The sequence below is a fragment of the Leptotrichia sp. oral taxon 223 genome (genome assembly GCF_013394795.1).
In the GTDB taxonomy this organism is placed as follows: Bacteria; Fusobacteriota; Fusobacteriia; order Fusobacteriales; family Leptotrichiaceae; genus Leptotrichia.
Map to the genome: position 1 here is coordinate 1,027,869 of NZ_JABXYU010000001.1, position 14,709 is coordinate 1,042,577.

Annotated in this window: 15 protein-coding genes; 11 read left to right on the forward strand and 4 right to left on the reverse strand. The window is 30.3% G+C overall.

Annotated features, from left to right (window positions below):
- Nucleotides 1–34: 34 nt before the first annotated feature.
- Nucleotides 35–988, forward strand: coding sequence for an ATPase (locus HW275_RS05065; RefSeq protein ID WP_178935531.1), 954 nt, complete (start codon nucleotides 35–37; stop codon nucleotides 986–988).
- 842 nt (nucleotides 989–1,830) lie between these two features.
- Here HW275_RS05065 and HW275_RS05070 read toward each other — a convergent pair.
- The 3 genes from HW275_RS05070 to HW275_RS05080 all read right to left on the reverse strand — a co-directional run bounded on the left by HW275_RS05070 (nucleotide 1,831) and on the right by HW275_RS05080 (nucleotide 4,637).
- Nucleotides 1,831–2,691, reverse strand: a complete 861-nt coding sequence (locus tag HW275_RS05070; RefSeq protein ID WP_178935532.1) for an AraC family transcriptional regulator — start codon at nucleotides 2,689–2,691, stop codon at nucleotides 1,831–1,833.
- A gap of 79 nt (nucleotides 2,692–2,770) precedes the next feature.
- Nucleotides 2,771–3,589 carry a Cof-type HAD-IIB family hydrolase gene (locus tag HW275_RS05075; RefSeq protein ID WP_178935533.1) on the reverse strand — a complete coding sequence of 273 codons (819 nt, stop codon included), beginning with the start codon at nucleotides 3,587–3,589 and terminating at the stop codon, nucleotides 2,771–2,773.
- Between the two features lie 22 nt (nucleotides 3,590–3,611).
- Complete coding sequence (locus tag HW275_RS05080) at nucleotides 3,612–4,637, reverse strand: low specificity L-threonine aldolase (RefSeq protein WP_178935534.1); 1,026 nt, start codon at nucleotides 4,635–4,637, stop codon at nucleotides 3,612–3,614.
- Between HW275_RS05080 and HW275_RS05085 the strand changes: the two genes are divergently transcribed.
- Nucleotides 4,608–4,847, forward strand: coding sequence for a hypothetical protein (locus tag HW275_RS05085; protein WP_178935535.1), 240 nt, complete (start codon nucleotides 4,608–4,610; stop codon nucleotides 4,845–4,847). The genes HW275_RS05080 and HW275_RS05085 overlap by 30 nt on opposite strands.
- Before the next feature lie 335 nt (nucleotides 4,848–5,182).
- Here HW275_RS05085 and HW275_RS05090 read toward each other — a convergent pair whose 3' ends face one another.
- The gene (locus tag HW275_RS05090; protein ID WP_178935536.1) at nucleotides 5,183–5,443 is read right to left on the reverse strand and encodes a hypothetical protein; all 261 of its coding nucleotides are present in this window, start codon (nucleotides 5,441–5,443) and stop codon (nucleotides 5,183–5,185) included.
- A 297-nt stretch (nucleotides 5,444–5,740) separates the two neighbouring features.
- On the opposite strand from HW275_RS05090, the gene nadN reads away from it, so the two are divergent.
- From nadN to HW275_RS05135, 9 genes are all read left to right on the forward strand, one after another.
- Complete coding sequence (gene nadN, locus HW275_RS05095) at nucleotides 5,741–7,534, forward strand: NAD nucleotidase (RefSeq protein WP_178935537.1); 1,794 nt, start codon at nucleotides 5,741–5,743, stop codon at nucleotides 7,532–7,534.
- 421 nt (nucleotides 7,535–7,955) lie between these two features.
- Nucleotides 7,956–8,354 carry a MazG nucleotide pyrophosphohydrolase domain-containing protein gene (locus HW275_RS05100; RefSeq protein WP_218975094.1) on the forward strand — a complete coding sequence of 133 codons (399 nt, stop codon included), beginning with the start codon at nucleotides 7,956–7,958 and terminating at the stop codon, nucleotides 8,352–8,354.
- 117 nt (nucleotides 8,355–8,471) lie between these two features.
- Entirely contained in the window at nucleotides 8,472–10,127 is a 1,656-nt protein-coding gene (locus HW275_RS05105) for a bifunctional UDP-sugar hydrolase/5'-nucleotidase (protein WP_178935538.1), read from the forward strand.
- A 63-nt stretch (nucleotides 10,128–10,190) separates the two neighbouring features.
- The gene (locus tag HW275_RS05110) at nucleotides 10,191–11,069 is read left to right on the forward strand and encodes a hypothetical protein (RefSeq protein ID WP_218975095.1); all 879 of its coding nucleotides are present in this window, start codon (nucleotides 10,191–10,193) and stop codon (nucleotides 11,067–11,069) included.
- Between the two features lie 15 nt (nucleotides 11,070–11,084).
- Nucleotides 11,085–11,582 carry a hypothetical protein gene (locus tag HW275_RS05115; RefSeq protein WP_178935539.1) on the forward strand — a complete coding sequence of 166 codons (498 nt, stop codon included), beginning with the start codon at nucleotides 11,085–11,087 and terminating at the stop codon, nucleotides 11,580–11,582.
- Nucleotides 11,583–11,596: 14 nt separating this feature from the next.
- Nucleotides 11,597–12,112: a hypothetical protein gene (locus tag HW275_RS05120; protein ID WP_178935540.1), complete on the forward strand. Its 516-nt coding sequence runs from the start codon at nucleotides 11,597–11,599 to the stop codon at nucleotides 12,110–12,112.
- Nucleotides 12,113–12,264: 152 nt separating this feature from the next.
- A complete protein-coding gene (gene eno, locus HW275_RS05125; RefSeq protein WP_178935541.1) occupies nucleotides 12,265–13,575 on the forward strand; it encodes a phosphopyruvate hydratase in 1,311 nt (436 codons plus the stop codon).
- 147 nt (nucleotides 13,576–13,722) lie between these two features.
- Nucleotides 13,723–14,130, forward strand: coding sequence for an adhesion protein FadA (locus tag HW275_RS05130; RefSeq protein ID WP_178935542.1), 408 nt, complete (start codon nucleotides 13,723–13,725; stop codon nucleotides 14,128–14,130).
- Nucleotides 14,131–14,211: 81 nt separating this feature from the next.
- Nucleotides 14,212–14,622: an adhesion protein FadA gene (locus tag HW275_RS05135; RefSeq protein ID WP_178935543.1), complete on the forward strand. Its 411-nt coding sequence runs from the start codon at nucleotides 14,212–14,214 to the stop codon at nucleotides 14,620–14,622.
- Nucleotides 14,623–14,709: the final 87 nt, after the last annotated feature.

Consider the following 14,709-nt stretch of genomic DNA (forward strand, 5'->3'; position numbering starts at 1 on the left):
TGTTGTTAATCTAAAAAAGAGAAAATGAGAAAAAATGAAATTACAGGAAATAACTGAAAAATTTAACAATGAAATAAATCAGGATAAAATAAGTGCAAGTTATCTCTTTTATGGTGATAAGAGAGTTGACTTGCTTTCTTATGCACTAATGTTTTCAAAAATGATTATGACAAAGGATGTGCAGAATGACTCTGAAAAAGAGAAAATAGAACGGCTTATTAATAATTTCCAGCATCCTGACATTGAAATAATAAATAAAAGCAATGAAAACATAAAAATTGACGAAGTTCGGGAAATCATCTACTCATCAATAGAATCTTCCTTTAATTCGCCAAAAAAAATATTTATCCTGTGCGGAATCGAAAACTTGCGAAAAGAATCTTCAAACGCTCTTTTAAAAATTTTGGAAGAACCCCCACAAAATGTATACTTCATACTTTTATCAAGAACATTAAACATCATTTCCACAATAAAATCCCGCACAATCAAATTTCATCTGTCTGGAATGAACAATGATGAACTGGGAGTCAGCAAAGAAATTTATTATTTTTTTGACGGAAATGAAAATGATATTTTGGAATTTAAAAAACAAAATCTCTCACTTGATGATATTGAATTTAAAATTAATACTGTAGAAGATATTTTACAAATTATTTTTGAGATGAAAAATTATGCAACTGGAGAGCTGGTTATAAAAAATAATCTGGATTTGACGATAAAATATAATAAAAGTATTGAGTTGCTGGCACATCGAATACGTTTTTGGGATATCGAAAATGTATATTTTTTTATAAATGAAATCGAAAGCGAACTGAAAAAGGAGAAAGAATTTCTGATAAATTTTCTTTCAAAAATCATTATAAACGTGAAGTATTCTGTGGAATCAAATGAATTAAAAAAACTGATAAATTTGAAAAATAGCATTAGAAGCAATGTAAACGTAAAAAGTGTGATTTTTAACTTTTTTGATATTTTACAAAATTCTTAAAAAGAATAAATTAACACTATTTCTCATTTAAAGACCAAATATCAAAAATTCATGAAATTAAAGTCATTTTTTACAATATTATGCTATTATACAATCTATGTAAATATTAAAATATCCTTTAATTAAATTTTATCATTAAGTATCCATCTTAAAGGCTTTTATAATTTTATTTATAAGTATTATGATTCATAATAGTTTTTTCTATTTTTTTATTCAATTTTTTTTAACGTAAGGGCATCAGACGCCATGCCCTTACAACCCCGCTTAACGCAAAACTTTCTTATAAAGAAAAAATAAAACTCGCTTCGTAAAACTACGCTCAGACAGTTATTTTTCCTTTAAAGAAATTTTGCTTATTTAATATTTTCCAAATGCAAAAGCCTAGAATTTAAATATAATAATCTATATAATTTAGTACAGAATGTCGTGATTTTTTTGGAATGAAAACGACTGTCTGAGCGTTAGCGAGTTTCGTTTTTATTTCAAAAAAATGCTTAGACGAGCCAGGGTTGCAAGGGAAATGGCGACTGATTTCCCTTGCTTTATGAAAAGAAAAAACATAAGATTATGAAAAAATATTTATTAATAATAAACAGTTTTTCATAATCTAAATAAAAATCCCTTATATGGATACTTAAGAATTAAATTTGATTTTTTTAATAAAGCTATCGAATTACTTATTGTAAAATTTTATTTCTATTATTTAAATGGGGTTTAGTATAATAAAGATAAAATGGGAAATAAACTGTGTATTCAGAATATCTCCCATTTTTTTATAACATTTAAATAGCAGAAATCAGTTAAAATAATTTTTTAAAAGATTTAGAGAAAATATTATAAATTTAATTTTTATCTTTTACTATCGGAACCCAAAGTTCCATTTCATAGTCAGAACTATACATATCCCCTTCACCATAAACTTCAAAATCAGGTGTTCCAGCGTGTCTGTAACCTTGTTCTGGGAAAAATGTCCCTGTCACATATTTCCAGCCTTCATGAATGCAATTTGGAACAATTCCCTTCAATTTTACTACAGCATATTCAGCTTCTGGAACTTCAAGTATATTAAGTCCCAAATCGTTTGCTTCGGTAACATTTTGAATATCGTATCCAGCCATATAGTTTACAGTAAACTTGCTTTCACAATTTTCATTTTTCTCAATTTCATAGCAAGCTCCATAACTTTGTCCATTTCCTAAATTTTCTAATTTTTCTGGAGATACTTTTTTAAAAAGTTTATTCCAGACATTAGGAAAATCACCACCTTCTTCAACTCTTTCCACCAATCCTGCAATTTTAAAAGCCGATTTTTTCATAACTTTGATGTCCATATTTTTTCCTCCTTCAATACTTAAAGATAATCTTATAGGAGAAAAAATTTGAAATGCACTTCCTTTTCTGACTTCCTTTGGCGTGTGCCCATGAAATTTTTTGAATGCCAAGGAAAATGAATCTTGAGATTCATAACCGTATTTAAAGGCTATTTCTATTATCTTTTCATCACTTTCACGTAAATCTATCGCAGCACAGCTCAACTTTCTAAAGCGAACATACTCACTTAACGGATAATCCACCATAATTGAAAACATTCTGCTAAACAGCGGATACGAATACCCAGAAAGCAATGCAATCTTTCTCTCGTCAATTCTGTCAGTCAAGGTTTCTTCGATATATTTCATCGTTTCATTAAATGCCTTAATCATATATTTTCCCTCCTTACACTAAAAGTATATATGATTTTTCGACTTTTTTCCCGATAATTCCTGTACAAATTTTATAGTTTTAAAATTCAAAAAACTCCTCAATCGTAGTTTTCAGCCCATGCTCCACATTCGATGTCGAAACAAATTTAGCTATTTCCTTAATTTCAGGAATTGCATTTTCCACAGCCACAGGCATTCCCACGTACTCCAGCAACGGCTTATCGTTGGCACTATCACCAACCGCAATCATTTCCTCAGGTTTTATATTTTCAATTTCTCCCAATTTTTTTAATGTTTTCCCTTTATCCACATTTTTGTTAGCAATTTCTAGGAAGATTGGTTTTGAAATGGCGATAAAATAATCGTTCCCATGAACTTTATTCATATGTTCTTCTGCCATTAATACTTCTTCTGGTGTTCCAATAATCATACATTTTGTAGTTTTGTCTATTCCTTTTTTTTCTAAATCTTCAAGTGAATCAAATTTTTGGAATTTCATTTTACATTGATTTGTTTCGTACATTACCCCATCTGTCGCTTCTGTCCCATAAATCGTATCCCCAACGTACAAAATCATCGGAACATTTATTTCTTTTGAAACTTTATAAACATTTTCAATATCCTTTTTCCCCAGTCCCTCGTGAAAAATTACTTCATTTGTCTTCATATCAATTAATTCTCCACCGTTAAATGCCAAAACATAACCTTCATACTTATCCATTTGAAGCTCTTTTGCATATTCAAACATCGCATAACTAGGTCTACCGCTCGCAAGCACAAACTTAACTCCTTTTTCCTTCTGAACTTTAATAATCGCCTCAACATTTTCCTTTGTTATCCCATGCTCCTCATCAAGCAATGTCCCATCCATATCAGTCGCAATCAATTTATAATTCATAAAATCCTCTCGCTTTCTCTATTTATAATAATTTTACTAATTCATTCAAATCTTTTTTCGTAGTTGCCCAGCTTGTTGCTAGCCTTATCACTGTATAGTTTTCATCATATTTTTCCCAGAATGAAAAACTTACGTTTTTTGCCAGTTCTTCCATTTTTGTATTTTTAATTATGATAAACTGTTGATTTGTAGGTGATTCTAGATAAAATCTGTAATTTTTTTTGTGCAGAATATTTTTTAATTTTTCAGCTAAATCTATTGCATGTTTTCCAATCCTTTTGTACAAGTCATCTGAAAATAATGTGTCAAACTGTACTCCAAGCAGCCTTCCCTTTGCGAGCAATGCCCCATGTTGTTTTATTCTTGTTACAAAATTCTTTGGTGTATTATTTTTTGTAAAAACAACCGCTTCCCCAAGCAATGCTCCAGCTTTTGTCCCTCCAAAATAAAAAACATCACAAAGCCGTGCAACATCTGGAAGTGTAACATCCGTATCCTTTGCCATAAGCCCGTATGCCAACCTTGCTCCATCTAAAAATAACGGAATCTTATATTTTTTACAAATTTCTGAAATTTCTGTTAATTCGTTTTTGGTATACAAAGTTCCATATTCTGTTGGATGTGAAATATAAACCATTCCAGGAAAAACCATATGTTCGTGATTTTCATCTGTATAAAATGTCTGTAAATATCCCTTTAATTCATTAACATTGATTTTTCCATTATGATGTGGCAAAGTCAAAACTTTATGCCCAGTTAATTCAATTGCTCCGGCTTCATGCACGCTAATATGCCCTGTTTCAGCCGCAATTACCCCTTCATAAGACTGCAGTATCGAATTTATCACAACTGCATTAGTTTGTGTTCCACCAACTAAAAAATAAACATCTGCATTTTCCACTTCACAAGCTCTCCTAATTTTTACTTTTGCACTTTCACAATATTTATCAGCCCCATATCCAGACAAATTCTCAAAATTAGTCTTAACAATCGCATCCAAAATCTCCTGACAAGCCCCTTGCGTATAATCATTTGCAAAATACAGCATAAATTTCCCCTTCCTGCAAAACTGGCACTTTATATTGATATTATACAGGAAATAAGGGAAAAAGTCCATATAAACGGAAATAGAAAAAATGCAATATTAGTAATTCAGAAAGACTGGTTTTATGGAATGTATCCAACTGATGGGAATGGAGAAGATGCTACATGGAAAAAATACAAAAGTATTTCTAGATTGGATATTTCACCATGCTAATTAAATTTTATAGCAATTCTAGCCTAAAACGAGAGCAGAAGCCGATTCATTGCTTTTTACATATTTTTATTCCAATTTTTAAGTGAATTGCCTATAATATCAGAAACTTTCAAAACATTTCTGTTTACTGATGAAATAAAACGGTTATAAATTTTAGGACTGGGAAAAATTTCAGTTCTCTTCTCTATTATTGTTTTTTCATAAATTTCTTTAATTTTACTAAATTTAATAATAAAAAAACAAGAGATACAATCAAAATCCCTTGTCTTTACTATATTTAACTTTTATAAAAGCTGAAAAATCGAATGAACTAAAGCTTTTTATTAAACAAAAAATTATCTTCTTCTAGTGGCTCTTCTTCTTCCAGCAGCTATTCTTGCACGTCTTTGTCTGTGAGATGGTTCTCTTTTCACATATACGGTTTTTTTTCTTCTTGGAACTCTTATAAAGATGTATCTTCTTCTTATTATTCTTCTTGGCTCCCTTTTTACATATACGATTCTATTGTGTCTTCTAGTCACCGCAAAGGAAGTAATTGAGATTCCGAGTATTCCTAATACTAAAATCAATTTTTTCATAAAGTTTCTGACATTCATTGTATTATCTCCTTCTTTTTAATTTAATACAGATTTGCTTGGAGGATTATTTTCCCAAAAAATCATATTAAGTAGATTATAGCATTGCTTTATTTTAAAATATTGTAAAATTTATTTGAAATTTATTTTTTTATAAAATTTTATTTTTTTAGTGCTTTTTTTAAAAATCAAGTTATAATTATAGTAATAATACTTAAATCAAACTTAAAAGTTATGACTATTTTGCTTAAACCCTGAGTTTAATTAACTTTTATCCGATTGATTTTAGACAAATAAATTTTTTAAGGAGGAAATATTATGAAAAAATTACTATTATTGGGACTGGCAGCCTCATTATTTTCTGTAGTAAGTTTGGAAGCAAAACCTGCTCGAAAAACAAATAAACAAGGCTCATCAAGCAGTTCATTCGAACTAAATGTCGCCCATATTAACGATCACCATTCACATCTGGAAGAGGAAACAATGCCTTTAAAACTGAATGGAAAGACTGTTACAGTGCATATTGGAGGATTGCCAAGAGTGGGACAGGAAATCAAAAATTTTAGACAGAATAACAAAAACACTCTGGTGCTTCATGCAGGAGATGCTGTAACAGGAACGCTATATTACACATTATTTGAAGGGAAAGCCGATGCTAAGCTTATGAATGCAATAAATTTTGACGTTTACACACTGGGAAACCATGAATTTGATGATGGAAACAAATTTTTGAAATCATTTCTGGATGCTTTAACTATACCTATAATTTCAGCAAATGTTGTGCCTGACAAGGGAAGCATTCTAGAAGGGAAATGGAAACCTTACATTATCAAAACTATTGGCGGTCAGAAAGTCGGAATTATCGGAATTGATGTTGTGAAAAAAACGAAAGAATCTTCCAGTCCTGGAGATGATATAAAATTTACAGATGAAGTCGAAACAGCCAGAAAATATACAAAAGAATTACAGGATCAGGGAATAAACAAAATAATACTGCTATCTCATGCAGGATATGAAAAAAATGTTGAAATTGGAGAAAAAGTCGACGGAATTGATTTAATTATATCTGGAGATACACATTATTTGTTAGGAAAAGAATTTAAGCAATTTGGACTAGTTCCAGAAAAAGAGGATTATCCTAGAAAAGTAAACTCACCTAACGGAAATCCCGTTTACATTGCGGAAGCATGGAATTATTCATATTTATTAGGGCAAATGAAAGTAAAATTTGACAAGAATGGAGTAATTACAGAATTAATTCCCACACCAAAAGTTCTAATTGGAGATGACTTTTTTGAAGTGAAAAATGCTGAAGGAAAATCAGTTCAACTAAATGCAAAAGAAAAAAATGAAATTTTAAATTCAATAAAAAATAATAAAAACATAGTTGCCATCAAAAATGATCCAACTTTATCAAAACTTCTTGAAAGATACCAAAAAGAAAAAACAGAATTAGGAAAACGGACAGTTGGTAAAATTACAGAAGAAATTCCAGGAGGATCAGACAACAGGGTTCCAGGTCCTCATAACAAAGACGGCTCTTTTGCAACAACGCTTGTAGCCGAATCAGTTTTACATAAATTAAGAAATACAGGAACAGGAAATATTGACTTTGTAATAGGAAATGCAGGAAATGTAAGAATTACGCTAAATCCTGGAAATTTCACTTATGATCAAGCCTACTCGCTATTGCCATTTACATCAAACACAGTATTCATAACAGATATTACAGGAGCCGAAGTGAAACAGACATTGGAAGATGCAATTGACTACGTACTAAATGGAGGTTCAAGCGGAGCATTCCCTTACGGTGCAGGAATCAGATATGAAGCCACAAAAGAAGGAAAACTTGGAACAAGAGTCAAAAAAATAGAAGTATTTGACTTTAAAGCAAACAAATGGGTACCAATCGATGCTAAAAAAACCTACATGCTAGCTGTAAACTCCTACATCGCCAAAGGAAAAGACGGTTACACAACATTAGGAAAAATCACAGCTCAAAAACGTGGAACAGACACTCATTTAAGTGATACAAAAATATTTATTGATTATTTGAAAGAGAAAAAAGAAATAGGAAAACCAAAATCCACAAACGTAATCTTCAAATATTAATTTTTTAAAAAATTTGAAAATAAATGATACTTTTATTACAGATTTTTTTTGATTAATAAATATTTTTTATTTTATTTAATATTAGTTTTTTTAATGCAGAGGTATCAAACGCCATACCTCTGCACTCCCGCTTTACGCAAAACTTTCTTATAAAGAAGAAATAAAACTCGATTTTGAACCAAGATTATTTTAACTGAAATAACTGTGTATAATTTAAAACATATTTCAAAATCTCAAACAGTTATTTTTTCTTTAACGAAATTTTGCTTGATTCATGTTTTAGTAAAACTATCTTGTTGTAAATAAACTAAAAACATAAAAATTATAAAAAAAATTCATTAATAACAGTATATTGTGTAAAATAAAAACATTAATTTTAAGTATTTATACCAAAGAATTTAGAAAAGAAGGAGGTAGTTTTATGAATAAAAAAAATAATAACAGTGATGATATGACTCTTAAAGAAGTACAATATTTAATAAAAAGAATAGAAAAAGGAACTCTGGATGAAACAAAAGACGATAAGAGTCCTCAGCAGAAAAGAGAAAATGGACAAAGGCTTGTTTTAAAACTTATTGAGGAATTTGGAGAACTTGCTGAAAATATTAGAAAAAATGTCAGATACGATGGAAAAAATATAAAGGGGACAATTGAAGAGGAAGTATTTGACGTTTTTTATTATATTATTGCGATTGCAAATGATTATGAAATTGACTTGGAAAAAATTTTTTATATAAAAGACGAATTGAATGAAATAAAATATGATAGGGAATTTTCGATTTATGAAGCTAGGGACAAATGGAAAAGTATGAAAAAATAATTTTATGAAACAGGAATATCTGTTTAAATAAACATTTTATCTATTTTTTTTGAAAAAATTTGAATATGGTAAAAAAATTTTAAATATGGAAAATTAAAAAAGAAAAGGAAATATAAAATGACAGCAAAAAATACGAATACTTCTTTTAAAAAAAAGGAAGTAAGTATAAAAATATTGGGAACAAGCGATGTTCATGGAAGGGTACTTGCATGGAACTATGCGGCTGATGAAGAGGATAAGTCAGGTTCTTATGCACAGATTTCGACATTGGTGAAAAAAATCAGGAAAAAAAATAAAAATGTGATCTTGGTTGAAGTCGGGGATGCGATTCAGGACAACTGGATAGAAAAATTTGCAATGGTACCAAAACATCCTATTCCAGAAATATTAAATTACATGGGCTATGATATTTTTGTTCCAGGAAATCATGAGTTTAACTTTGGAATGCCGACTTTATCGAATATCTTGCGGGATATGAAATTCAAGAAATTAACCGCCAATTTGTATTACCGCAAAAATGCTGAAAATGATACTAATTTTTCAAAAGATAAAAGCAGATATCTGGATGCAGCTGCAATTATTGAAAAAGATGGCGTAAAAATAGGGATTATCGGGCTATCTACCCCAATGTCAGCACAGTTTGAAGAAGATACTGGCTATCTGAACGATTTTTATTTTGTATCACCTGTAAAAGAAACTCAAAGACAAATAAAAAAACTGAAAGAAGAAGGTGCAAATGCCATTGTTGTCGTGGCTCATATGGGAATTGAAAATGAGAATGGTATTCCTGAAACTGGAGTTAAGGACTTGGCAAATGCTGTGCCTGAAATTGATGTGATTGTCGCAGGACATATGCACCAGAACATACCAAAGGAAATAATTAACGGAGTTCTTATTACAGAGCCTCACAGATATGGAACTGTTATTTCAGAAGTAGACTTAAAATTTGAAGTTATTGGCGAAAACATAAAATTGATAAGCAAGGATTCTACGACTATTCCCGTTAAAAATGAAAAATCTGACAAAAAAATTGAAGAAATTTATAAACCGTTCCATCATAGGCTTTGTGTAATTGCAGATGAAAAAATTGGTGAAACGTTAAATGATATGGTTCCAGAGGAAAAACATCACGGCGTATCGGCTGCATTTGGAAAAGACACAGGAATGTCCTCGTTCATAACGGATGTAGAGCTTTATTACAGCGGTGCCGACGTTGTTTCATTTGCATATAATTATGAAACTGTAAAACTGGATAAAGGGGAAATCAAGAGAAAAGACATAGTTTATAACTACCGTTACACAGGCGGAGATGTTACAATTTACGAAATGACTGGAAGACAGCTAAAAGACTATATGGAATGGGCTGCCGACTATTTTGACACAATTCAGCCTGGAGATACTGAATACCGTTATAATCCAGAACGTTCCAACGCAAAATATGTAACATTTGATATTTTTGGCGGAGTGAAATACAAAATTGATCTAAGAAACGAAAAAGGCAATAAAATTACCAATCTGATGCTAGTCAACGGAACTAAAATAACGCCTGAAATGAAACTAAAAGTTGGAATGAACGCTTACAGATTTGAACAGCTGGCTAGAAAAGGCGGTATTTTTGATGGGCAAAAAATTCCAGCACTGTGGGCATCTAAAGAAGCAATTGGAAATATAAAGGGAACTATCCAGAATATGATGATTGATTATATCCGAAATGTAAAAAATGGCGTAATTGAAGGAAAGAGCCATAATAACTGGGAAATAATCGGATTATAATTTTAAATCAATGTAAAGAAATTAAAATTTTAAAATTAAAAATACAAAAATGGAGAATAGCTTATGAAAAAATTAATAATAATATTTTTACTATTGAGCAGTCTGAGCTTTGCTTACACAAGAAAAGATCAAATTCAGGAAAATCTCTCAAAAATTGGGATAAAGCAGTCAATAATTGATGAAACGCAAAAAATTGATTATGAAATAAGAGATATTGTGGCTTTTGAAAATGATGAAACTGTAATTGGCAAAAAATTGAATAAACTTCTTGCCATCTTGAAAAAAGATGAGCGGAATTACATTGTATCAGAAGATATTATCACAATTTATGAGTCTAAAATCGGAAAAGACTATGAAAAATACTTGGATTTATTCACAAAATACACTCCTTACGAGTATGAAAAATTATTTGCAAAAATGGTGTATTATCGTGGAACTGGGCAAAAAGACAAAAGCGACAGCTATTACAAAGAAATAGAAAAAAAATATAACAATACTCCTGCTATGGAAATTGTAAAAATATTTAACATTGCAAACGAAAATAATAGGCAGATTCAAATAAAGAAAGTTTTAAATTTATTAAAAAGTGAAGATGTAAAAAGACAGATTGGAATGACAGATGAAGAAGTTCATTCAATGAATTTGACTTACACATTAGCAGAAGTGAGAAAATACTATAACGACGGCAAAATCGAAAAAGCAGTTTCAGAATACATAAACAACGTCGTAAATGCCAATGCATCAAATGAAGTCCGTGAATATAACCGCCGGAAAGAAACATTGCTGCTATTAAACGCTTTGATGGTTAATGAAGAAATTACAAATAAAAAGTTACGTGAACAAAATAAGCAAAAGTTGGAAAGCACTTATATTTCTAAGGAAATAAAGAAAGCAACTGCAAAGGATGCAGATTATTTAAATAAATATTTGAATGAGATGTAGTTAGGAAAATTGAATATGAAAAAAAGATTTTTATTTATATGCTTAATCTTGATGTTTATTTCCTGTGGGAAATCTGACAGAAAAAAATACAGTAAAAAAGATTTTAAAAATATAGATTTTAATAAAAATTATGATTTTAAGCATAAGGAATCTTTTATGGGGGAAGCAAGTTCAGTATATTATGAATGGAATCTTGAATGCGTAGAATTAAATTGCAGTATTTCCTATTTAAATAAAGAAAAAAACTATTCAAACAAAGTTGCTTTAGTTTTAAAAGATTACAAACAAAAAAATAATATAATTAAGAAAATAATAAATGGGATGAAAAATCCAAATGAAAATGTAGTAATTAATGACTATTATCCAAAAAGCAAGATTATAATTTATGACAAAAATAAATATTATTCTTTTGATTCAAATGTTGAAAATAAGGACTTTTATAAAATATTGGATAATTTGTTTGGAGAAAATCATGAGAAATTATTGAAAGAATTAGAAAAAGCAAAAAAATAAGAAAGTGAGTTTTTATGAAAAAAGTTTTTATTTTAATGATGTTGATTTTTTCGACATTTGCGTTTGGTAATAATATAAGCAAAAGTTATGGGGAAAGCATTACAGAAAAAGTAAAGTTTGGAATGACAAAGGAGGAGCTTCAAAACGCAATACAAAAAACACCTTTGCCAAAATCTAAGGAAGATGGAAGGTATTCAATTTTTTACTATTCAGAAGTGGAAGATCCTATTGGCATATCAAGAACTGCCGCTACTTTCACTTTAACTGACAATAAAGTTACTTCCTCGGTTTTCAGCACAAAAACAACAGAAGATGAGCATAGACAAATCATAAAAGCATATTCAGAAAATCGGGATAAATTATCTAACAAGAAAATGAAAAAAATAGAAAAACAGAAAAGCCTTTTTTTATACAATAGTAAAAAAATGATAGAAGTTTACAGAATTATGGGCTACACCTATATTATTATACAGCCTGCAACATCCAAGAATATAAAAGCCAAGTCTGGCTTATTTAGATTTTTTAAATAAAAATTACAAAAAACAGCAAATTTATGTAAACTTAACGGAATTTGATAAAAAATTTTTAAAAAATAAAAATTTTGTTTTGAAAATAAGCAAACATTGTGGTATAATTAACACAAGAAATATACAATTAAATAAATTTATGGAGGTAATTAGAAATGACTAGAATTGAAGATATCTATGCAAGAGAGATACTTGATTCAAGGGGAAATCCAACTGTGGAAGTTGAAGTTTACTTAGAAGGTGGAGCAATGGGAAGAGCTTCTGTACCATCTGGAGCATCAACTGGAGTACACGAAGCAGTTGAATTAAGAGATGGTGACAAATCCAGATATTTAGGACAAGGTGTATTACAAGCTGTAGAAAACGTAAACAAAGTTATTGCTGAACACTTAATCGGATTTGATGCTTTAGATCAAGTAGCTATTGATAAAGCTATGATTGAGTTAGACGGAACACCTAATAAAGGTAAATTAGGGGCTAACGCAATCTTAGGCGTATCACTGGCAGTGGCAAAAGCAGCAGCTAACCAGTTAGGTATACCTTTATATAGATATTTAGGTGGAGTAAACGCTAAAGAATTACCAGTGCCAATGATGAACATCTTAAACGGTGGATCACACGCTGATTCAGCAGTAGATGTTCAAGAATTCATGGTTCAGCCAGTAGGAGCAAAAACATATAAAGAAGCATTAAGAATGGGATCTGAAATCTTCCATCACTTAGGAAAAATCTTAAAAGCAAACGGAGATTCTACTAACGTAGGAAACGAAGGTGGATATGCGCCATCTAACATTAACGGGACTGAAGGAGCTTTAGATGTAATTTCTCAAGCTGTAGAAGCTGCTGGATATAAATTAGGTGAAGAAGTAACATTCGCAATGGATGCCGCCTCATCAGAATTTGCAACTCAAAATGCTGATGGAACTTATACTTATACTTTCAAAAGAGAAGGTGGAGTTGTAAGAAATTCTGATGAAATGATAGAATGGTACAAACACTTAACTTCTAAATATCCAATTGTTTCAATTGAAGATGGACTTGCCGAAGATGACTGGGACGGATTCAAAAAATTAACTGATGCAATTGGTAAAGACGTTCAATTAGTCGGAGATGACTTGTTCGTTACTAACACTCAAAGATTAGCAGACGGAATAAAAAAAGGAATTGCCAACTCAATCTTAATTAAAGTAAACCAAATCGGTACTTTAACAGAAACTTTAGATGCAATTGAAATGGCTAAAAAAGCTGGATATACTGCAGTAGTATCTCACAGATCAGGAGAAACTGAAGACGATACAATTGCTGACATCGCAGTTGCTACAAACGCAGGACAAATTAAAACAGGATCTGCATCAAGAACAGACAGAATGGCTAAATATAACCAATTATTAAGAATCGAAGATGACTTGGCAGAAGAAGCTGTTTACGAAGGTAAAAAAGCGTTCTACAACATCAACATTAAATAATAGTACATAAAAGTTAAAAATGTCTCTTTTGAAGGTAATAAATTACATTTAGAAGAGATATTTTTAAATAAAAATTGACAATTATTAACAAATGATATATAATATAAAAGATAATTAAAACTAATAACTAATTTAGGAGGCAAAATAATGAAAAAAGTTGGAATTTTATTTGTACTTTTGAGTGCTTTATCATTCTCAGCTGCTTCTTCAAAATCTTCAAAAACAACAGCAAACCAAACAGTAACTGGTAGATTTAATCAACTTGAAGCAGAATATGAAAGATTAGTAAATATGGAAAATCAAGAGTATAATAAATTAAAAGCAAATGCTGAAGCAGCAGCTAACAAATTAGCAGAAAAAGAAGCTCAAAAAGCTCAAATTGAAGAAAGAATTGCTAAAATCGAAGCAGCAGCAGATTCAAAAGCATTTAAAGCTCAATATTCTGAGTTAGCAAAACAATACAAGACTGTAGTTAAAGCATTAGATTCAGAAATCAAATCTTTAAACACAACAGTTGAAAACTTTGCAGCTATAGAAGCATTAAAAGGTAATTAATCAAAATCAAATTAATGAAAGGAGATACGGGAAATAAAAAATAAAATGCAAAAAATTTTATTTGGTTCTCGTGTATAAAAAATGAAAAAGAAATTAGCAGTATTATTAGGAGTTTTAGTATTAAGCAGCGTTTCATTCGCAGCTCCAAAAACAAAAGCGGCAGCTAAACCTGCGGGTGGATCAATTGAAAGCAGCTTAAACAATTTGGAAAATCAATTAATCAAATTACAACAAATGGAAGATGCAAAATTCAAAGAACAAGAAGCTCAAGCAAACGCAGCAGCTCAAAGATTAAGCAACTATACAGCAATGCAAGCTAAAATTGACGAAAGAATTGCTGAAATCGAAGCAAATGCAGATACTAGTATTTTCGGAAAAGAATTTAAAGCAAAAATTACTGAATACAAAAACTTAAGAAACCAATTAGACAAAGAAATCGCTAGAGAGCAACAAGTTCTTGATAACTTTGAATTAATTAAATCTTTAAGATAATAATTAAAGTTAATATAAAAAAGGTGCTTTTACAAGTTACTTGGAAAGGCATTTTTTTTATGTCTGATTTTTATTTTTTGAGATATG

Coding starts and splice junctions, on each gene's coding strand:
- nadN (WP_178935537.1), top strand. CDS start 5,741: ATGAAAAAATTACTATTATTGGGACTGGCAGCCTCATTATTTTCTGTA.
- HW275_RS05080 (WP_178935534.1), bottom strand. CDS start 4,637: ATGCTGTATTTTGCAAATGATTATACGCAAGGGGCTTGTCAGGAGATT.
- eno (WP_178935541.1), top strand. CDS start 12,265: ATGACTAGAATTGAAGATATCTATGCAAGAGAGATACTTGATTCAAGG.
- HW275_RS05090 (WP_178935536.1), bottom strand. CDS start 5,443: ATGAATGTCAGAAACTTTATGAAAAAATTGATTTTAGTATTAGGAATA.
- HW275_RS05110 (WP_218975095.1), top strand. CDS start 10,191: ATGAAAAAATTAATAATAATATTTTTACTATTGAGCAGTCTGAGCTTT.
- HW275_RS05115 (WP_178935539.1), top strand. CDS start 11,085: ATGAAAAAAAGATTTTTATTTATATGCTTAATCTTGATGTTTATTTCC.
- HW275_RS05100 (WP_218975094.1), top strand. CDS start 7,956: ATGAATAAAAAAAATAATAACAGTGATGATATGACTCTTAAAGAAGTA.
- HW275_RS05105 (WP_178935538.1), top strand. CDS start 8,472: ATGACAGCAAAAAATACGAATACTTCTTTTAAAAAAAAGGAAGTAAGT.
- HW275_RS05130 (WP_178935542.1), top strand. CDS start 13,723: ATGAAAAAAGTTGGAATTTTATTTGTACTTTTGAGTGCTTTATCATTC.
- HW275_RS05120 (WP_178935540.1), top strand. CDS start 11,597: ATGAAAAAAGTTTTTATTTTAATGATGTTGATTTTTTCGACATTTGCG.
- HW275_RS05075 (WP_178935533.1), bottom strand. CDS start 3,589: ATGAATTATAAATTGATTGCGACTGATATGGATGGGACATTGCTTGAT.
- HW275_RS05135 (WP_178935543.1), top strand. CDS start 14,212: ATGAAAAAGAAATTAGCAGTATTATTAGGAGTTTTAGTATTAAGCAGC.
- HW275_RS05070 (WP_178935532.1), bottom strand. CDS start 2,691: ATGATTAAGGCATTTAATGAAACGATGAAATATATCGAAGAAACCTTG.
- HW275_RS05065 (WP_178935531.1), top strand. CDS start 35: ATGAAATTACAGGAAATAACTGAAAAATTTAACAATGAAATAAATCAG.